The 19678-nt window shown below is 59.7% G+C and carries 19 protein-coding genes; 4 read left to right on the forward strand and 15 right to left on the reverse strand.

What is annotated here, in order from left to right; translation table 11 throughout:
* Positions 1-6: 6 nt before the first annotated feature.
* Positions 7-1053, reverse strand: coding sequence for a cytochrome c oxidase subunit II (gene coxB, locus IDH44_RS19425; protein WP_190920482.1), 1047 nt, complete (start codon positions 1051-1053; stop codon positions 7-9).
* A gap of 566 nt (positions 1054-1619) precedes the next feature.
* On the opposite strand from coxB, the gene IDH44_RS19430 reads away from it, so the two are divergent.
* The gene (locus IDH44_RS19430; protein WP_223869838.1) at positions 1620-2447 is read left to right on the forward strand and encodes a hypothetical protein; all 828 of its coding nucleotides are present in this window, start codon (positions 1620-1622) and stop codon (positions 2445-2447) included.
* A 385-nt stretch (positions 2448-2832) separates the two neighbouring features.
* On the opposite strand, the gene IDH44_RS19435 is transcribed toward IDH44_RS19430, so the two are convergent.
* From IDH44_RS19435 to IDH44_RS19450, 4 genes are all read right to left on the reverse strand, one after another.
* The gene (locus IDH44_RS19435) at positions 2833-3018 is read right to left on the reverse strand and encodes a hypothetical protein (protein ID WP_190920483.1); all 186 of its coding nucleotides are present in this window, start codon (positions 3016-3018) and stop codon (positions 2833-2835) included.
* Between the two features lie 213 nt (positions 3019-3231).
* Positions 3232-3381: a hypothetical protein gene (locus IDH44_RS19440; protein ID WP_190920484.1), complete on the reverse strand. Its 150-nt coding sequence runs from the start codon at positions 3379-3381 to the stop codon at positions 3232-3234.
* 109 nt (positions 3382-3490) lie between these two features.
* Positions 3491-3838 (reverse strand): MGMT family protein, encoded by a 348-nt coding sequence (locus tag IDH44_RS19445; protein ID WP_223869839.1) that lies wholly within the window; start codon positions 3836-3838, stop codon positions 3491-3493.
* A gap of 128 nt (positions 3839-3966) precedes the next feature.
* Complete coding sequence (locus IDH44_RS19450) at positions 3967-4824, reverse strand: AraC family transcriptional regulator (protein WP_190920485.1); 858 nt, start codon at positions 4822-4824, stop codon at positions 3967-3969.
* 122 nt (positions 4825-4946) lie between these two features.
* On the opposite strand from IDH44_RS19450, the gene IDH44_RS19455 reads away from it, so the two are divergent.
* On the forward strand, positions 4947-6461 hold the full coding sequence (locus IDH44_RS19455; RefSeq protein ID WP_190920486.1) for a sulfatase family protein: 1515 nt from the start codon (positions 4947-4949) through the stop codon (positions 6459-6461).
* A 169-nt stretch (positions 6462-6630) separates the two neighbouring features.
* On the opposite strand, the gene IDH44_RS19460 is transcribed toward IDH44_RS19455, so the two are convergent.
* The 4 genes from IDH44_RS19460 to IDH44_RS19475 all read right to left on the reverse strand — a co-directional run bounded on the left by IDH44_RS19460 (position 6631) and on the right by IDH44_RS19475 (position 10724).
* Positions 6631-7449, reverse strand: coding sequence for an AAA family ATPase (locus IDH44_RS19460; RefSeq protein WP_190920487.1), 819 nt, complete (start codon positions 7447-7449; stop codon positions 6631-6633).
* 114 nt (positions 7450-7563) lie between these two features.
* Entirely contained in the window at positions 7564-8472 is a 909-nt protein-coding gene (locus IDH44_RS19465) for an L-lactate dehydrogenase (RefSeq protein ID WP_190920488.1), read from the reverse strand.
* Between the two features lie 47 nt (positions 8473-8519).
* Positions 8520-10262 (reverse strand): SulP family inorganic anion transporter, encoded by a 1743-nt coding sequence (locus tag IDH44_RS19470; RefSeq protein WP_190920489.1) that lies wholly within the window; start codon positions 10260-10262, stop codon positions 8520-8522.
* Between the two features lie 126 nt (positions 10263-10388).
* Complete coding sequence (locus tag IDH44_RS19475) at positions 10389-10724, reverse strand: ArsR/SmtB family transcription factor (RefSeq protein WP_190920490.1); 336 nt, start codon at positions 10722-10724, stop codon at positions 10389-10391.
* A gap of 252 nt (positions 10725-10976) precedes the next feature.
* Here IDH44_RS19475 and IDH44_RS19480 point away from each other — a divergent pair, with 252 nt between their 5' ends.
* The gene (locus tag IDH44_RS19480; protein ID WP_190920491.1) at positions 10977-11387 is read left to right on the forward strand and encodes a FixH family protein; all 411 of its coding nucleotides are present in this window, start codon (positions 10977-10979) and stop codon (positions 11385-11387) included.
* Positions 11388-11395: 8 nt separating this feature from the next.
* Here the strand turns inward: IDH44_RS19480 and IDH44_RS19485 are convergent, their stop codons facing one another.
* The 4 genes from IDH44_RS19485 to IDH44_RS19500 form a co-directional block, all read right to left on the reverse strand.
* The gene (locus tag IDH44_RS19485; RefSeq protein ID WP_190920492.1) at positions 11396-12085 is read right to left on the reverse strand and encodes a sulfite exporter TauE/SafE family protein; all 690 of its coding nucleotides are present in this window, start codon (positions 12083-12085) and stop codon (positions 11396-11398) included.
* Positions 12082-14349 carry a heavy metal translocating P-type ATPase gene (locus IDH44_RS19490; RefSeq protein WP_223869840.1) on the reverse strand — a complete coding sequence of 756 codons (2268 nt, stop codon included), beginning with the start codon at positions 14347-14349 and terminating at the stop codon, positions 12082-12084. Before IDH44_RS19490 ends, IDH44_RS19485 begins: the two co-directional genes overlap by 4 nt.
* A 114-nt stretch (positions 14350-14463) precedes the next feature.
* Positions 14464-15492: a cytochrome c class I gene (locus IDH44_RS19495; RefSeq protein ID WP_190920493.1), complete on the reverse strand. Its 1029-nt coding sequence runs from the start codon at positions 15490-15492 to the stop codon at positions 14464-14466.
* 34 nt (positions 15493-15526) lie between these two features.
* Entirely contained in the window at positions 15527-16876 is a 1350-nt protein-coding gene (locus IDH44_RS19500) for a c-type cytochrome (protein WP_190920494.1), read from the reverse strand.
* 275 nt (positions 16877-17151) lie between these two features.
* Here IDH44_RS19500 and IDH44_RS19505 point away from each other — a divergent pair, with 275 nt between their 5' ends.
* Positions 17152-17892 carry a response regulator transcription factor gene (locus IDH44_RS19505; protein ID WP_190920495.1) on the forward strand — a complete coding sequence of 247 codons (741 nt, stop codon included), beginning with the start codon at positions 17152-17154 and terminating at the stop codon, positions 17890-17892.
* 142 nt (positions 17893-18034) lie between these two features.
* On the opposite strand, the gene IDH44_RS19510 is transcribed toward IDH44_RS19505, so the two are convergent.
* Both IDH44_RS19510 and IDH44_RS19515 read right to left on the reverse strand, forming a co-directional pair.
* The gene (locus IDH44_RS19510) at positions 18035-18901 is read right to left on the reverse strand and encodes a cytochrome c oxidase assembly protein (RefSeq protein WP_190920496.1); all 867 of its coding nucleotides are present in this window, start codon (positions 18899-18901) and stop codon (positions 18035-18037) included.
* A 61-nt stretch (positions 18902-18962) separates the two neighbouring features.
* Entirely contained in the window at positions 18963-19643 is a 681-nt protein-coding gene (locus IDH44_RS19515; protein WP_190920497.1) for a S1C family serine protease, read from the reverse strand.
* Between the last annotated feature and the right edge of the window lie 35 nt (positions 19644-19678).

Genomic DNA, 19678 nt, shown 5'->3' on the forward strand with positions numbered 1-19678 from the left:
CTATAATCAATAATCCAGCTTCTGCTCGGACAAGTATTTGGCGATGGCTTCGATTTCTTCGTCCGATAGATCGACCTTCGGCATCTGGTTCCCCGGCTTGACCGCTTCCGGATCTTTGATCCATCTCACCAGATTGTCGTACACAGAGCCTTCATTTTTGTACTTGGGGTCGTCCGTATTGAGCAGGAAGCCTGCCACGGCTTCGCGGCTGCCCATACCGGTCAGATTCGGATACAGCCCTTGAAGTCCTTTGTCTCCGATTGCGTGGCAAGTCAGACATTGACTCGTGAACGTTTCGGCGATCGCCGCGTCCTCGGGCAGTGTGGCCGGCTCTTTCATTGCCGTCACCCAACGTTCGAAGGAGGCGTCGTCCACCGCCTTGACCTTGAAGTCCATATACGCATGCGAAGGTCCGCACAGCTCGGCGCATTTGCCGAGATATACGCCTGGTTTGGTTGCTTCGAAGTACATATTATTGACGTTCCCGCCGGGGTTCGTATCGATCTTGCCCGCCAGCGAAGGAATCCAGAAGGAGTGAATGACGTCTGCGGATTGCGCTTCGATCGAAATGACCGCATTGGTCGGAATAATCATTTCCTGTGCAGTTGTAATGCCATGGTCGGGATATTCGAATTCCCACCAGTACTGGTGTGCGGTAACTTTGATCTGAATGGCGTTTTCATCCTTGCTGTAGTCCTGCGCAAGGCCAAAAACCGACTGAATAGTAGGCACGCCGAGAATGACGAGCAGAATCAGTGGAATAACCGTCCAAATAATCTCCAGCTTGTGATTGCCTTCCACCTGCTTCGGAATTGTCTGGTCTCCGGGCTTTCTCCGGAAGCGAAACAAGACGTAAATCGCGATGGCGAAGACGACCACGACCACGAGCACCATAATCGTAATCGACAATTTCATAATACCGAGCTGTTCTTGGGCTACCGGTCCCTGCGGATTAAGTGCGGAAAGGTCTTCGCGGCCGCAAGCCGACAGCAGCAGCGCCATGCCCGCCAGCAGCGGCAGGAGCCGTTTTACAACAGGCCACCGATTCATCATTCATCTACCCCACTTTGACTTATTCTGCAGTTGCCACGGCGTTAGGCCATACGGGTACGCAACCCTTTGTAAAAAGGGTCGTGTTGCGACGGCACGTCCTTAAAGATGACGCTAGCTCCGTCTAAGCGGAGCTTGTCCTAAAGTCTTGCCTATGGAAAAGCCGCTTCCGATGCGGCGCAAGGCGCTGACGCCGACATCGCCTAAGAGGGCAAACTGCGCGCGTTCACTGGTGTTTTCGGAATTCCTGCGAACTGAATCACTTTATTAAATATAAAGTTGACGCCTCTATTTGTCAATGTTCACAGGCGAGTTCACAAATTGTTCTCAAAGCCTTTCAACGCTTTGACGAGCGCTCATTCATCGTTAACATTTTTTCCTCACGAATGGTCATTTATGTATCGTCTCGAAGCTGCATATTTCGGCCTGGTCGGCAAAAACTAACCGCAATTCATTAGGATTGTGAATCAACCTCATGTCTACTTGCAAGTCAATCTGTAAGTCGACCTGCAAGACGCGTGGCAAGTCACGCTGCAATACATTTTGAGTCGACTAAGGAGGTCCTGTCAATGTTAAAAGGCGCAGATCAAGCCGGTAGTGGATCGGGTCGTCCGACCGCCGTTGCACGGCCGATCCTCCGCGTCTGTCGTCCCGTCGTCCTGCGGCGTCTTGCCCGCGCCGGCGCTCTGATGCTGCTCGCGGGAGTCGTCGCGCTGTCGTGCATAGGCTGCAATTACAAGCAGCATGTACAGGAAAGCGAACATGATTACGGTTCGCAGGATGCGGGCGATCCGAAGCTTTACGGCGGTCGGCAGTACGGAGCGCTCACCGGCAGAACGAATCAGCACGATAACCGTTATTTCGAATACAGCTCGCTCCTCTCGCGCGAGACGGCGCGGATCGACGGGCTCGCGACCTCGGTCGTCATGCTGACCGACAAAAACGCGTATGTCGGCATCGCCCTTGACTGGACCGCGGTGGGCACGAAGCGCAAAGGCGGCTTCGCCATGCGCGAACAAAACAATACCGGTACAACCGAGGGCGTCTACAACTTCCGGACCGGCAGTCCTTATTACAACAACCGCAAAGCGATTACGCCGTTCAATTCGCCATTTTCCGTGCAAGACCACAATCTGATCTCGGGCGAGCTCAAGCAAACGATTGCCAAGCGTATTCGGAAGCTGGCCCCCCAGGTAGAAGAAATCCATATTTCGGCCAAGCGCGATTTTACAAACGAGATGGTCGATTATGCAAAAGAAGCTTGGCTCGGCCATCCCCTGCAGCCATACCTGAACAATTTCAATACAATGGTGAAATATGAATTCGCCGCCGGACAGACGCTGCCCGAACCTGTGGAGCGGCTAGTCAAGCAAGGCCGTCAGGCGAAAACGAAATAAACGAGGGCGTGAGCTCAGCTGAAAGGTGATGCAATGCCAGGCGAAGCGCTGGGTGGCGATGCACGTGTGGGTGCCCGGGGTGCGCTGGAGTCCAGGGGCACGGGCGACACGAAGGGGTCGAGTGCTGCAAGCAAAGCAACAGGCTAGATTGAACGGAAAAACTGCCGACTTCGGCGGCAAATCAAAAAAAATCCCGCCTATCCAAGGCGGGTTCCCATACCGTTCTGCTGTTCGCAACGGTCATTTAACTTTTGTGGCTCGCGCTTCGCCTGCTCGCAGCGGTTGCACGTTTTCGTGACAACCGGCTCGCGCTTCGCCTGCTCGCAGCGGTTGCACGTTTTCGTGACAACCGGCTCGCGCTTCGCCTGCTCGCAGCGGTTGCACGTTAACCCACCGAGTTCATTTTACCAAGCTCATCCTCGACAAGATGGGTAAGTTCGTCCTCATAACCTCCAGTGATGCGGTACTTGCGCACGTAGTCCCGGACAAATTTGCGCGGGTCTTTGGGCTGAAAAATTCTCGTGAGCTCCTTCAGGCTTTCCTTGACTTCATTGTGGCCTCTTTTAGCCATGAAATCCCCTCCCATTCATTGGATGGCGGTTCCTAAACGCACGTACGAGAAGTCTGTGCCGCTCGCAAGCAGACGCAGTCATCCACTCGCTCAAACGATGCTCCAAGACGGCAAGGCACTTCATGGTCAGCTGGATTTATGGTTATGACTTCCTTTATTATAGCAGTTAACGCAGTGGGAGAAAAGCAGCCTCTGCGTATTTCCCATAAACTTCTAGTCCTTCTCATCCTCCGAAGGGCGCTCCCCGTCGGCGGAGTCGTCTGCGGAAGTCTTGGATACCAAGCGCAAATAGGCAATGACGCCTACCACGCCCACGACGACTCCGAATCCGACCAGCACATAGGTGACCCACCCCTCAGCCATTCTTTATTCACCCCCATGTCATCCGTTTCCAGTTTAAGGACCATTATATCGAATTCATACGCCGGTTTCAATTCGACCCATCCCAACAAAAAGACCGGCGGCAAGCCGGTCAATTCCCGTCTGCCGTCGGACCTGCAGGATGATGCCGGTATTGCTCCAAATCAATCCGTCCGCCCGCTCCTACCGTCACGCCCTCGGCCTCCAAGAGCATACGCTGCAGCTCGAATCCCGGCCCGTCCTTGAGCGCGATCTGTCCGGCGGCATTGACAACGCGCTGCCAGGGCAGTCCTCGGCTGCGGCTCATGGCGTGCAGGATGCGCACGACCTGCCGCGCCCCGCGCGGACTGCCCGCCAGTCCGGCGATTTGACCGTAGGTCATGACGCGGCCGGCCGGAATCGCGCTGACGATGCTCAGCACCTCTTCCGTGAACGGCGACAGGCTACGCGCTTCTTCCATACTTATTCCCCCCTTTCCCACCAGCTTGCAACATTTTGCTTCCATTATATATATTACGCTTTGAGCGATCCAATCTCGCCCCCGATTCTCGCCGCGTCGCAACGTCAATTACACAATCGTCGACGCCTTCAAATGGTGTTTTTGTTTTGCGCCCGGAATTGGCGCGGCGAGCAGCCGAAATAGGCGCGAAACGCCCTAGTGAAAGCAAATAACTCTGCATAACCGAGCGTATACGCAATTTCGGTCACCGCGTCCTCCGTGTCCCGCAGCAGCATCGCCCCCTTCTCCATGCGCAGTCGCTGCAAAAAACGGGAGGGAGATAAGCCGAACCGCCGGGAAAACCGGGTCGAGAAGCTCGACCGGTGCATCCCGAATCTGGCCGCCACGCCGTCGACGGAGAGCGGCTCGGTATAATGCGTCTCCATATAGCGCCAGCACGCCTCCAGCCAATCCGTCTCGCTTCGCTGCCCCCCTCGTCCCGCCCCCATGCTGCCGAAGAGCCGGTACAGATCGGCGAGCAACTCCATGGCGAGGCCGCCCGTAGCGGTCTGGCTATACGCCGTATCCAGCAGTTGCTCCATAGCCTTGAGCGTGTGCGCCCCGCACCCGCCAACGAGGCATGGACGCTGCGAAGTGAACCCGAGCGCGTCCAGCATCGGCACCGCTTGCGGCCCCTGAAAAGCGACCCACATGAGCCTGGGAGGCGGTGATCCGTCCGGCACCGCACCGTAGGTATACAAGCGCCCGGGATACAGACAGAAGGCGTCGCCGGCGCGCAGCCGCACCTGTTCCTGCCCGTACAGTAGCTCCAACTCCCCCTGAGCGATGAGATGCATGCTACAGCATTCGATCTGGCGCGGACCGACGCGGTATACGGCCTTGGCCCGATTGCGACCAGCGCGCAGCGGCCACAATCCCCCCGTCTGCTCCAGGCGACCAGGGACAAAATAATAAAAATCGGCGAATTGATCCTCCCACTCCTGCACGCCCGTTTCCCCCTTTGAGATCTACAACATAATGACAACTTCTATATAACATTTTAGCATGTTCAACGTGGCGTATCCGCGCTAATCTATAACAAAATGAAAAGTTAGAGGAGGAAGTCAAATTGAAGAAGAAACGTCCGAACGTGCTGCTCATCACCAGTGATCAGCAGCACTGGAACACCATCGGCGCCTTCCAGTCGGAGCTGGCGACGCCCAATCTCGACCGTCTTGTCAGAGAAGGCACTGCCTTCACGCGAGCCTATTGTCCGAACCCGACCTGCACGCCGACTCGCGCTTCGATCATCACCGGCATGTACCCGAGCCAGCATGGCGCGTGGACCCTCGGCACCAAGCTGCTTGAGGATCGGCACACCGTGGGCGAGGATTTTCAAGCCGCCGGCTATCGGACGGCTCTGGTGGGCAAGGCGCATTTTCAGCCGTTGCGCGGCACCGCCGAATTTCCGTCCATCGAGGCCTACCCGACGCTGCAGGATCTTGATTTCTGGAGATCGTACGAGGAACCGTTTTATGGCTTCGAGCATATCGAGCTGGCGCGCAACCATACGAATGAAGCGCATGTCGGCCAGCACTACGCGCTATGGCTGGAGGAGCAGGGTTGCGAAGACTGGCGCAGCTATTTCCTTGCGCCAACCGGTACGATGGATCCGTCGATTCGCCACCGTTGGCCGATCCCGGAGAAGTATCATTACAATACGTGGATTGCGGAGCGTTCGAATGCGCTCCTGGAGCGTTATGCCGAGCAGGATGAGCCGTTTTTTCTGTGGTCGAGCTTCTTTGACCCGCATCCGGATTATCTCGTGCCGGAGCCGTGGGACACGATGTACGATCCGGAGCAATTGACGATTCCCGAGCTCGTGCCCGGCGAGCACGATGCGAATCCGCCGCATTTTGCGATGACGCAGGAGGAGTCCCCCGATTTTTCCGCTTGGCGGGAGAGCGGGCTCGGCATTCACGGGTACGGCTCGCACCTGTTGCCGGCGGAGGAGCGCAAGCGGCTCGTCGCGACCTATTACGGAATGGTCAGCCTGATGGACAAGTACATCGGTCGCATCCTCGACCGGCTCGACCAGCTTGGCCTGCGCGAGAATACGCTCGTCGTGTTCACGTCCGATCACGGCCATTTTTACGGACAGCACGGGCTGCAGTACAAGGGCGGTTTTCACTATGAGGATCTGATCCGCGTGCCGATGCTGGTCCGCTACCCCGGCCTTGTGCCGGCCGGGCGCGTCTCGGATGCGATCCAATCGCTCGTCGATCTGGCGCCGACGGCACTGCGCATGTGCGGCATCGACGTGCCGCATGCGATGACAGGCGTCGACCAGAGCGCCGTCTGGCGCGGCGAGCAGGCCGAAGCGCGCGACCACGCCTTGTGCGAATTCCGGCACGAACCGACGACGATCCATCAGAAGACGTACGTGGAACGACGCTACAAAATAACCGTCTACTACAAGCAAGCTTACGGAGAGCTCTTCGACCTGCAGGAGGATCCCGGCGAGCTGCGCAATGAATGGAGCAACCCCGCGTATGCGGAGCTCAAATCCGAGCTGCTGCTCAAACTCGCCTGGGCCGAGCTGGGCAAGGAATCAATGCCGATGCCGCGCATCTGGCATGCTTGAGGGCTTTCGGCCGGGTGCCGACATCGCGGGTCTGGTAAGCTTGAGGGCTTTCTTTGGCCGGACGCAGCTATTGTGGGCAGTGAGCACTTCATGTGATGGGGCGGCGCGCCAGGCGGCCTAGGGCAGTGGGATGCCACACTATGGATCGGACGATTAACGTGCGGACAGATCAGCGCGCTGCCAGCGCATGCGGTCGGTATTCGGCCAGCGACGCGTCAAGGTCGCTCATTTGAAGGCTGCGCCGCGCAATAATGGCCTTGCGCATCGCCTTCAGCACGACCTGCTCCAGATCCGCAAAACTGCAACCCTCCGTCAAACCGGCGAACGGACCGGCGATTGCTGCTGCACAAGGATACTCTCCAATCAGCTTGGCGGTGTAGGTCCAGCGCGCCTTCTCATCGGGCAACGTATAGGTCATTCGCGTGTCGAAGCGCCGCCAGACGGCATGATCGAGCTCGTCCTCCAGATTGGTGGCCGCCATGAAGATACTCTTCCCCTCGAATGCATCCAGACACTGCAGCAATGTATTGACTACGCGCGACATTTCCTTGACTTCGTCGTTATTGTCGCGCGTGCGCGCCAAAGCGTCAAACTCGTCCAAAAACAGGACGCACGGCGTCTCCCGCGCATAGTCGAAAACCTTACGCACATTGCTGCCGGTCTCCCCCAGATGGCTGTGTATGATCGCATCCAGGCGCACTAGCACGAGCGGCAATTCGAGTCGGTGCGCGATGTAGAAGGCGGTCAGCGTTTTACCCGTTCCCGGAGGACCGAACATCACCAGCTTGTTAGGTGCGGAAACGCCGTATTGCGCGAACTGCTCGCGCATGCCCAGACATGCCATGAATTCCTCGACAATCACTTGATTGACCGGATGAAAAACCATATGTTTGACGCGTTCTCCACTTTCCCCGGGCGCATACACCTGGGCCATATCCATTCCCTTTGCCCGGGGCAGCCGGCTCTGCTTTCCGTATGACTTTGCCATATGACGCTCCTTATATACGTAATAATTACGATTTTATTCAAGGTAATTGTAAGCATTCCTTTTGTAAATTGTCAAGGCTCGCGTCGGTATCCAACGCGAGCCTGCAGCGTTTCCTTACAACGATTGGATCAGCGCCTTCAGCTTGTCCCCCGACTGCCGGAGCAGCGTGCGCTCCTGCTCGGAGAGATCCGGCTGCAGCACCTCGCGTACGCCCTGACGATCGACGATGCAGGGGACGCCGAGATAGACGTCGGAGACGCCGCAATAGTCGGTCAACAGGGTCGATACATTCAATACGGCTCCCTCGTCGCGCAGAATGGCGGTGCAGATGCGGTCCAGCGCGAGTGCGATGGCATAATAGGTCGAGCCCTTCGCCTCGATAATCTGATAAGCGGCGTCGCGCGTCTGGGTGAAGATTCGGTCCTGCTGTTCGTCATCCAGCGCGAGTCGAATCCCAGCGACATTGGCCGTGGACCAGACGGGCAGCTCCGAATCGCCGTGCTCGCCCATAATATGGGCATGAATGCTGCGCGAATCGAGCTGGAGCTCCTCGCCGATCAGGTAGCGGAAGCGCGCGCTGTCGAGCAGCGTGCCCGAGCCGATGACGCGATGCGCCGGCCAGCCCGAGCGCCTCTGGGAGAAGTAGCTCATGATATCGACCGGATTGCTCGCAATCAGCAAGATGCCGTTCGTATTGAAGCGCAGTACCTGATCGACAATTTGTTCAAATATGCCCACGTTTCGCTTCAGCAGGTCGATCCGCGACTCGCCCGGCTTCTGGGCGGCTCCGGCGGTAATGACGATCAGATCGGCCGCGGCGCAATCCTCGTACGAGCCTGCCCACACCTTGGTCCGCCCCACGAACGGCATTCCATGATTCATGTCCAGCGCGTCGCCGACCGCCTTGGCCCGATTGGCGTCGATCAGTACGAGCTCGTCTGCGCGCTCGCGCAGCAGCAGCGTATAGGCGGTCGTAGACCCGACTGCGCCCGCGCCGATGATCACGATTCTCGTTTTTTTCATAGGATATCCTCCTCCTCGCTCCCATCTTCCCTGTAAGGTTTCCACGCCTACTGGCTGCATTCCTTTTGCTGTATGTGAATTTTGTTTGACGCTTGCGCGCCGCACAATGCCTCGCATTCCCGAAAGGCAAACTGCTTGCAACCCAGACACTTGGCAACATCCAACCGTTGCAGCGCATCATCGATCGCCTCTCCCGTACGATTATAGAACTGCGCTTTACCGATGCGCCCGTATAATCCGGTTTGCTTCAGCATCTCCAGCGGTTGAGAGCGAATACCGGAAACAAGCAACGCCCCCCCGCTTTGCTTGACAGCATCGGCGAGTTCGGCAAGATTCGCCTCTCCGGTCACATCCATCAGAGGCACGCCCCCCATTCGAAGCAACACGATTCCGGCAAGTCGCAGTTCTGCCATCCGTTGTTCAAATAAATGAGACGTACCAAAAAATAGAGGTCCCTCTATCGTCAGTATTTGCACCTGCGGACAGTCCCTCCGCGATTCGACCCGATGAGCGCGTACCCTTCCGGATATCGGCTCAGGCAGCATTTTTTTCACGCTCAACATACCGCCTATACGCTTGACGAACAGCAGCAGCGCCAGCAGCAGACCCATCTCGACTGCAGTCGGCAGATCGACGAAGACCGTCAATAAGAACGTCACAACAAGCACCAGCGAATCGCCCGTTTTGGTTTTGAGCACATGCATGAACGCTTTGCGCTCACTCATATTCCATGCGACGAGCATGAGAATCGGCGCCATACCGGCGAGCGGAATCGATGAGGCGTACGGGGCGAACAAGAGCAGCACCAGCAGCACCGCCACGCCGTGCACCATGCCCGAGACCGGCGATACCGCTCCATTGCGAATATTGGCCGCCGTACGCGCGATCGCGCCGGTGGCGGGGATGCCGCCGAATAAAGGTGCGGCCAGGTTCGCGATGCCCTGACCCAACAGTTCGCGATTGCTGTCGTGGCGCTTGCCGCTCATGCCGTCGGCAACAACGGCGGACAACAGCGATTCAATCGCGCCGAGCAGCGCGATGACAAAGGCCGGCTGGAGCATCGGCACGATTCGCTCCCAGCTCAACTCCGGCAATTGGACGTGGGGCAGCGTTCCGGGAATCGTTCCGAATACGGACCCGATTGTGGCCACCTCACCCCGAAAAAACAGCGTTGTCGCAGCAGTCGATACGATCAGCGCCGCAATCGATGCCGGAACCCTCGGCAGCAGTCTCGGCAGCACGAGCAGCACCGTCAACGAAAGCAGGGCCACGACTACGCTATAGCCATTGACCGAGTCGATCCGCAGCCACAACTCATGCATATTATGAGCAAAATATTCATGCCGCTCCACCCCCTCGAGACCTAAAAAATTCCCGATCTGACCACTGAAGATAAGGACGGCAATGCCCGTTGTAAACCCGATGATGACCGGCTTCGGAATATAGCGGACCAACATGCCAAGCTTAAGCAAGCTCATGACAATCAGCATGAGCCCGGCCAGCATGCCTGCAATCAGCAAATTTTCATAACCGTAGTGCATGACAACCGCGAACAAAACGGGAATAAACGCACCGGTCGGTCCGCCGATTTGAAAACGCGAGCCGCCGCACAGCGAAATCAGAATGCCGGCAATAATCGTCGTGTACAGGCCATACTCCGGCCTGACACCGGAAGCAATGGCAAATGCCATGCCAAGCGGAATCGCAATAATTCCGACTACGCTCCCTGCGACGACATCCTTCTTGAATGCAGTAAAATTGTAGCCCTCATACCGTCCCATCCATTTCACGCCGAAACCCTTCTTTTCTTCAAATATTTGATTATTTGAATATATAGAGAATACTACGCTTGCCGCCCCTTATTGTCAATGAACCGGAGCGCTCATCTTTTCCGACGCCGTGAGATTCGTCGTCCTTTAGCGCTGGCTCCGCATCCCCTCCAGCATAGAGATCGCATCCACGAGGTGATTGTCAAAAATGTGGCGCGCCACCGCCAGCAATTCCTTAATCAGCGGGTCGCGCAGCGCATAGACGACTGTAGTGCCGTCCTTTAAACCATAGACGACATTTTTGTGGCGCAGCACGGCCAATTGCTGCGAGACCGCGGAGCCCTCCGAGCCGAGCAGGCTCTGGAGTTCATTGACCGACCGGTCCCCTTCACTGAGCAGCTCCAATATGCGAATCCGCATCGGATGAGCAAGCGCCTTGAAAAAATCGGCCTTGAACTGCTGAATATTCGCTGAATCATGCATGTAAAGAAGCTCCCCTAACCGAAAGTCTCAATTCTATGCCTCCTATCATAGCATATCCGAAAGCCCCGCCGCCAGACGATCGCCGCACAGCAGCAGCACTGGCGAGGCTGTGTTTTGGGGGACTGCAGCCGCCCCGTGCCGCGCCGCTATGCAGCACCTGGTATGGCCGGGGGAACAACGTGCATAGGCTAACAGGAAGCGGAACAAGAGCGACAGCTAGACGAATCAAAGACCGGAGAAGGAAGGGATCAAATGAAACGGCTTCTCCCGCTGCTGCTGTTATGCGGCGCACTTGCGCAATTGATCTACATTCGGATCGACAGGGAACAAGCGTTGGCCGGGAACGGCGCACGTTACCGCGACGCCGGCTTCGACCTGCGGATTGCGGCGGATTTCGAGGAGGCCAGGTCGATGGAACCGAGCGCCTTCCGGATAGAGCTGAAGGACGATACCGGAGCTCCCGTGGACGGAACGAGTCTGCGACTCTCGATCACGATGCCGGGCATGCTGTGCGGCACCATACCTGGCGAGATTGCCGAGATCGCCCCGGGCGTCTATCGGGCGACGGCCATCCCGGTGATGGCCGGGAGCTGGCAGGCCCGCGCCTCCTTGGGTCTCGCCGGCGTCGAGGCGCGCGTCAGCACAGATTTCGAGGTGAAGTGAGGCTTCTTCTACCACAGCCACGGATGCACGCTCGGAATCCAGCCGTTGGCGGCACAGCCCTTGAGCAGCGCCAGCACGCCCATCAGACAGGCGAGCATCGTTCCGGCTCTGCGCATCGACCGCCGCCAGCGCTGAGCCAGGCTGCCTGCTGCCAGCGCGGTGAGCAGCAGGACCGGGAAGGTCGCCAAGCCGAATACGAGCATGATGAGCATACCCGCCCACCCCGAGCCCGAGGCCGCGGCGTTGATCTGCATCGCATAGGTGAGCCCGCAAGGCAGCAGACCGAGCAGCAGACCGGTGACAAAGGCACTCAGCCGATCACCCTGGCCGGACGATTGCCCGAGCCGGGTCAGGCGAGCATGGAAATCCGCGCGCTGCAGCACGCGATGTGTGGGCAAGGTGTAGCGGCGCAGCGTCCAGAGCAGGATCAGCAGGCCGCCGAGTATGCTCGCCGCTCCCTGCAAGCCGACGAAGCCGCCGGCGATGTCCAGGAACGAGCCGATCGCTCCCATCACCGCGCCGATCGCGGCGTACGTCATGACCCGTCCGGCATTGTAGGCCAGCACGCCCAGCAGCGGTCTGTGCGGGCTGCGCAGCGCGATCGCCGATACGAAGCCGCCGCACATCGCCGCGCAATGCGGCGCGCCCATCAGACCGGCCGCCGCAACGAGTCCCAGGCTCTGCATCGTCAGGCTCATCGGCGCGCCTCCTGCGGCCGCATGCGCTGCAGCCGCAGCGCGTTGCCGACGACCAGCACCGAGCTCGCGGCCATCCCGAGGCAGGCCAGTCGCGGCTCGAGCTGACCCGAGGCGGCAAGCGGCACCGCCACGCCGTTGTACAGCAGGGCGAAGCACAGATTCTGCCGGACATTGCGCATGGTCGCCTCACTCCACCAGTGCGCATCCGTCATCGCCGACAGGCGGCTGGCGGTCAGTACGATATCGCCGGCCGCCTTGGCCGCGTCGGCGCCGTTACCCATGGCGATCCCGACGTCGGCGGCTGCCAGCGCCGGCGCATCATTGATGCCGTCGCCGACCATCGCCACCCGCTCGCCCCGGCGCTGCAGCTCGCGGATCAGCTCCAGCTTGTGCTCGGGCCGCATCCCGGCGCGCACCTGCACGATGCCGACCTGAGCGGCCACGGCCGCAGCCGCGGCCGGCTCATCGCCGGTGACCATCCACACGCGGACACGGCGCTGCAGCCGCCTGATCGCGCTGCGCGCGTCGGCTCTGAGGCGATGGCCGACATGCAGCCGGCCGACGCACTCCCCGTCAGCGGCAATATACAGCGTCGTCTCAGCGCCCGCCATCCCTGTCGGTCCATGCGCATCCCCCAGTCCCTTCACTGCTTGCTCCAGCAGCCAGCTCCGGCTCCCTACGCATACGCGAACGCCGCCTACTCGTCCCTCCATGCCGCAGCCTGGATGCTCGGCATAGCGCGCAGCCGGACCCGGCTCGCCCAGTCGCTCACGCGCCGCTGCCGCTACCGCCTGTGCGAGCGGGTGAAGGGAATGTACGGCCACTGCCCCGGCCAGGGCAAGCAGCTCGCGCTCGCGTCCGTCCACCGACTGCAGGCGCGTCAGCGTCGCCGTCCCATCCGTCAGCGTGCCAGTCTTGTCCATCAGCACAATCGTGCACTGCCGCAGCCGCTGCAATGCGCTGCCGCGGGCGAACAGCACGCCGCTGCGTGCCGCCTGCGTGCCGGCGATCAGCAGCGACACCGGAGCGGCCAGTCCGAGCGCGCACGGACAGGCGACCAGCAGGACGGCAAGGGCGTGCTTCAGCGCAGCCGCCGCCGGCTGGTCCTGGCCGCCTGCGGCGAGCAGCCAGCCGACATAGGTCGCGACGGCACAGAGCAGCATGAGCGGCACGAAGTATGCGGCGATCGTATCCAGCGTGCGCTGGATGGGCGGCTTGTCGCGCTGAGCGCGCTCGACCAGATCGATCAGCGCCGTCAGCCGGGTCTGGCGATACGTCCGGTCGGCTCTGACGATCAGGCCGCCGCTCGTGCAACGGGTGCCCGCATAGACGCGGTCGCCGGCCCGCTTCAGCACAGGAGCGCTCTCGCCGGTCAGCATCGCCTCGTCGATCTCGGCTGCGCCGCGCTCGACGAGGCCGTCCGCCGCGATCGCTTCGCCGCGCTCGAGCGCGATCCGATCGCCGGGCGCGATGCGCTCGGCCGGCACACGCTCGGTTGATACGCGCTCCGTCTGCTCCGCGATCACCCGCCGCGCCGTGCCTTCGCGCAGCTCGTAGAGGGCTTCCAATTGCCGCAGCGCCCGTCCCCGCGCCAGCGCCTCCAGCCATTTGCCGAGCAGTACTGCGCAGAGAATCATCGCAATCGCGTCAAAGTAAAGCTCGCCGTGCGTGTGCGCCTGGGCCTGAGTATATCCGTGCGCGTGCGACTGCTCGGTACCGCCGCTGCGGAACACGTGATAATGACTGTAAAAATATGCAATCGTGGTGCTGATCACGACCAGTGTATCCATATTGGCGCTGCGCGAGCGCAAGGCCTGGTAGGCGCCGTAGTAGAACGGGTAGCCGACGCCGAATTGCAGCAGGGAGGCGATCCCCCACTGCAGCCACGGCTCCGTCAGCAAGCTCGGCGTATACTGCGCAAGCCATGCAAGATGCTGCGCCAGCATCGCCCACAGCAGCGGCACCGACAATCCGAAAGCGAGCCAGAAGCGCATCCGGTAGCTCGCGCTTTCATCTGCGAGGGCGGCTTGCGGACGACGTGGCGCATGCGCACCGTACCCGAGCCGCTCGATCGCGTCGAAGACCGCCCCCGATTCGATACGCGCCGGCTCGTAGCGGACGACGGCCTGTCCGAGCGCCAGGCTGACCTCGGCCGAGCGGATGCCGTCCTTGCGAGACAGCACTTTTTCGATACGCGCCGAGCATGCGGCGCACGTCATACCGGTAATCTGGATTTGCGCCTCCTGAATTTGCGCTTCGCGCATCTGCTTCCCCTCCCGGCTTGTTCGTTCTCGTCCAGTCCGCAATCCTTCTTGTCCCATTACGATATGCCGCGCCGCGGCGCGGCAGAACAGGATCTTTGCCCGGACCCAGCCGCCTTATCGCTCGTGCTGCAGGGTACGTGGGACCTGTTCCGCATAAGGGGCGAGATAGAGCTCGCGCACCTCGTGGCGAATCCAGCTCATCAGCAGCAGAATCGTCAGGAGGACCGCTGCTGCGGCAGCGAACAATCGCCGCGAGTCGGCTTGGTATAGCCGGTACAGCAGGACAATCAAGATCAGCGCCAGCGCAACTGCCACCGCCAGCAGCGAGGTGTGGAACACAGAGCCGCCCAGGAAGCTTGCCCGGACCTCGACATGCATGCTGAGCAGCAGGATCGGACCTGCGAGCATTTGCAGGACGGTAAATATAAGCGCCGAGCCCTTGCCGTATTTCATCGCCAGCGCATGCACCGGGTCGCCGGTTTTTCGACTGAGACGTCTGCCCCGCCAGTACATGTACATGCCAATGATGCTAAAGCTGGCGGCCATGAAGTGGAAGTACCGTTGCCAGATCGTCGGATAACGGAAGAGCGAGTCCCAAAAGCCCTTGGCGCCCTCCCACAGCTCAGGCTGCAGCATCGATGCGACATTTGTAATGAACAACAGCGGCACAAACAATAAAATTGCGGCCCCGGCGATCCCGAATGCCAGGTGCAGCCGTTTTCGATGCTGCCAGCGCTGCCAGGTGAACTTGTACACATAAAGCAGTAAGAACGAAAGGATGAGGAGCGGGATCAGCATTAGCCACCACTTGCCGATCAGAATCGTCGACGGATAAAAAAACTGGGTATAAATCGTGCTGATGATCAGCAGCGGCGCTACGCCGAGCACGACCGCGATGCTTTTGTGCATCGACACAAGCGTTGCGATCTGCAAGCCCAGCGCATCGGCGACACGGTCGCCCTTTACGATCCCCCTTATCTCAAACACAACGGCGTTGACCGAGCCTGCCACGACGATATTGACATAGATGAGATGCAGAATAAATCCGACGACAATCAACACTTCGAAGAATGGCAGATTACCCGGGACGACTAGTCCAAGATCGTTGGGGACCGGCGACTCCGTTTTGTACAAATATGGCATTTTGATCTTTACTCCTTCTGCTTGGAATCCTCGGTTAATCGGATGAGACCTCTTCATCTTTGGCTACGACCGCTGTATCCGGATCGTTCACCATTGCGGCCAGATAAGCGGCCAGCGCATCGATCTCCTCCTGCGTGCCCGCAAACGGCGGCATCACGTCCCGGATCTCGTGCATGACCGGAATGAATCCGGCCAGCGCCTCCTGGCTCATACCTGCTGCGCGTTCCGTCATGGCCCGGCTGCGTCGCACGCCGTCGATACTGTGGCATGCAATGCATTGCATACGGAACAATTCGGCGCCCGCCTGTAGTTGATTGTCCGGTGTAATCTCCCTGACGGCGGTGAATGTAGCGTTGGCCAGCATGCCCTCCTTGGATAGTCGCTCTACATCGGACTTGAGCACACCGTTAGCGTACATATAGTTGTAAATGACGTAGGGCTTGCGAATATTCTCACGTATGATCTCGAACTCCGTAATGAGCAGCAGGGAAAAGACAGCGGTGAAGACAGTCAATACAATCGGCACCTTCGGCTTGCCGTCCATCAAGGTGACGGCCAGAATAAAAATTAGCAGCAACCCGCCGGCATTAATGAGCAAAAATGCCGTTTCGCTCATGCCCGACGCCCATTTGACCAGAATCTGCGCCTGGTCCGGGAGACTTCGCAAATACCAGATACCGCTGATCAGCATCATCGGGACGGAAAAGGCCAGCCACTTGCCGAATATGCGCTGCACCGTCACGCGGTCGCGCAGCCCCTTGACCAGCCAGCGGTTCATGACGTGAAGTACCGCGACGCCGAGCGTAATCGCCGCGAACGTGCGGAAGATCGTCGACGGCACCCAGGTCGGATTCAAAAAAGCATCCCAGAAGGACAAGGTCTCGGTCCAATCGCCCGGATTGATCTGCGCCGCCAGTATCCCTGTGATGATGACCAGCGTGAACCAGGACATGATGCAGAGCGCCACACCGATTCGCAGGTGATATTTTTTCTGCTCGCCCTTCCATCTGTCCCAGGAGTAAAAGTACGTCAAGAGTAAAATGACCTCAGACACGAAAACAAGCCATTCGGTGAACCAGGCCCAGTGAAAAATACGCAGCAGCGAGCCAATGGCATCCGGCAAAATGACGGTTGTCGTGAACCAGATTCCGACGCCTGTCATTGCGCCGACTGTCGTCGTAATGATCATGATCCACTTGCTCAGCCAGCGCGCGTACGCCTCCAGGGCGGGATTGTTGTCCCTGCACGCCTTGTACTCGACGGATACCATCAGCACACATCCACCAATGGCAACCGCATGATTGATCATGACGTGCAGCACAGCCATGGCGCCGATCAGATTGCCATTGCCCAGCCAACCGAAATCAATCGTCGGAAAATTCATTCTGAATCCCTCCTTCTCGGAAACCAAGTATAGCGAGTCTCCAAGCACGACAACATGGCTAATAGTAGCTAATTCGCTTCCCCGGGAGCGTCTTTTCATGACTGAAATGTGACGTTCGTCATGCACGGAGGGCGTGTTCATGATTTCTGTTCGTCCACTAGCTCCCTCGAGCCAGCCCGCTTGAGCCGGCTCAAACGAGCCATGGCGCACTTCCCAAGCCGATGCTAAGATAGAGAAAAAACAGAGGGCAAATGAAACAAAAGGAGGCCGTGAGGATGACAATGGCAAGACGCATTTTGCTGCTGGATATGGCGTCGAACGCCGCGCAAACGATTCGCTATCTCGCAGAGGAATGCGGTTGGCTGGTGGAGGAGGATCGGACGCGCAAAGGCTACTTGCAAAAGGTGGCGCACGGCGAATATGCGCTCGTCTTGCTGGATGTGTCGGATCGCAGTCCGGAACGATTCGCCCATTGCAGAGCAGTCAAACGCGCCCTTAAAGAGAGGCCGCTATTGCTGCTGACCGACACGGGTGAGGTCGAGGAGCGCCTGCACGGGTTCCAGGCCGGGGCGGATGACTGCCTGAGCAAGCCGTACAGTCCGCGTGAATTGATCTATCGCATGCGCGTCCTGCTCATGCGAACGAACGTCTCTGCCGATCGGCCGCACGCGCCCGATGCCGATCAGCCCCGGCACTCCGCTCTGCTCGGCCTGAAGCTCCGCATCGAACGACGCGGTCGAACGCTGTGGGTCGATCGCCACTGCGTCAGGCTGTCCCGCCGCGAGTGCACGCTGCTATGTTGTCTGGCCGAGCGGCGTAACCGTACTGTGAGCCGGGAGGAGCTGCGGCGGCGTGTCTGGAACGCAGAGACCGGTCCGAGCGACCGTATCGTCGACGCCAACATTCGGCGCATCCGCGAAAAACTCCGGCGGCTAAGCCCCGATCTGGGCGGATTGATTCGGACCGCGCGCGGACAAGGTTACTGCCTGCTCGACCCTGCGGTCGTCGGCGGTTGAGGCCACGCATCCGCGCAGCCCGACGATCGCCAAAAGCCAAAAAAGTACCGCCTGCAGAAAAAAGCTCCGTTTCCACCTGATAGGGAAACGGAGCTCTTCGTGTATAAAAGCGAAACGACGCGGCCGACTTTCACAATCTAAATCAAGTCATCTGGCGTCTGCGGCGCCGGCCGCCTAGCCCGATCGCGACCGCAAATGCAAGCTGCTGCATGACGAGTAGCACGAGCCCGCCGTAAGTCGAGGTGCTGCCTGCCCGGTATGCCAACTGCGGCGCCTCGAAGCCGGGAGCCAGACACACGCCGGCATCCGCCAAGTGCAACGGATGCTGATAGGCTGCGTATCCCGAGCTCATCATGAGCAAGCAAGCCGGAAAAAGCACCGCACTGCCGAGCGCCAGCAGCTTGTAAAGCTGGTGCCGGCCCCGTCTTGCGCCGACAGGGGCACCGGCAGCTGCGGCGCTATCGGCAGCGGCAGGCACGCGCCGCAGCAGGTAAGCCCACATGACGCAGGAGCTGAGCAGCAGCACGGCGTGCAGCAGCAGCCGCAGCGGCACCATCACCGCCAGAAAATTGTACAAATCTGGGACAAGCGAGGCTGCCAGCCCCGCGAAAAGCACAAGTGTCGCGAGCAGGCCCGCGCGATCACCGGGATCTCCGCTGCGCAGGCCGGGCAGCCGAGCCAACAGGCCCGCTCGCCACCGATCCGGCAAGCCGGTCAGCAGCAAGGGGACCATTGCCAGGTAGCGCAGGCATACCTGTAGCACGTAGACGTCGATCGCTTCGTCGGCAAGCGCAGCGAGCACGCTGCCGTAGCTCGCATACAGCAGGAGCAAGCCTGTATAAAAGCAAGCTTGGCGCGATCGCGGCAACCGTACGAATCCGCCTTGAGCGTCGGAGTAGCCGTTGCCGACTTGCGCATATAGCAGCGCCAGAACACCGCCGACCACCAGCAGCTCCGGCGTCAGCAGCTCATGCCATGTTGTAGATGCTATCCACCCGATCTCGATCACCTCCGGACTCTACTATTCTATCGCGAGTCCGGAGATTGCGAAATGACTCCTTGTGGCTATTTCAACCGGGGTCGCTCATCGCCGCCTGGAGCTGCTTCGCGCCGACGACGAGGTGGATGCCGTCAATCGTGCGCAGCGAGCCGGAGACGACGCCGGCCAGCCGGCCGCGCGCGTCGAGTACCGGGCCGCCCGACATGCCGCTGGCAATCTGCGCCGACACGAGCACGCGCTCGCGGCCGTTGATGACCGCAGCCGGCGCGTTGACGATGCCCTCGGTAATGACCGGCGTCTCCTTGAGCGGATAGCCGATTGCGAAGACCGGCTCGCCATGCACGGCGTCAGCGGTACGAAGCGAGACAGACGGATAGGGCGCGGCACCGGCGGGCCGCGACGGGAATTGCAGCACCGCCGCATCCGTCAACGCGTCATAGGCCGTGACCGTGATGCCGGTGACGAGACTGCCGTCCGCCATGATCGCCTCCAGACGCTCTGCCGATTTGACAACATGATAGGCCGTGACGGCCGTGCCGTCGGCCTCGATCAGCACCCCGCTGCCTACCGAGCGCAGCGCCCCGTCCGCCGTCAGATTGCGCAGATAGAACACCGCCGGCGCCGCCTCGCTGTAGATCTCGCGGGCCTCGTATTGCTGCGGCTCCTCCGCCCCGGTCGGCTGCATCGCCAGCATCAGACCCGCTGCCAGCAGCACGATCGCGCCCAGTACGATCCCGATTCTCTGTCTCATATCCACCTGTCTCCTCTCCGTGCTGCGACGAGGCA

Source organism: Paenibacillus sabuli (genome assembly GCF_014705605.1).
Lineage (GTDB): Bacteria > Bacillota > Bacilli > Paenibacillales > Paenibacillaceae > Paenibacillus_D > Paenibacillus_D sabuli.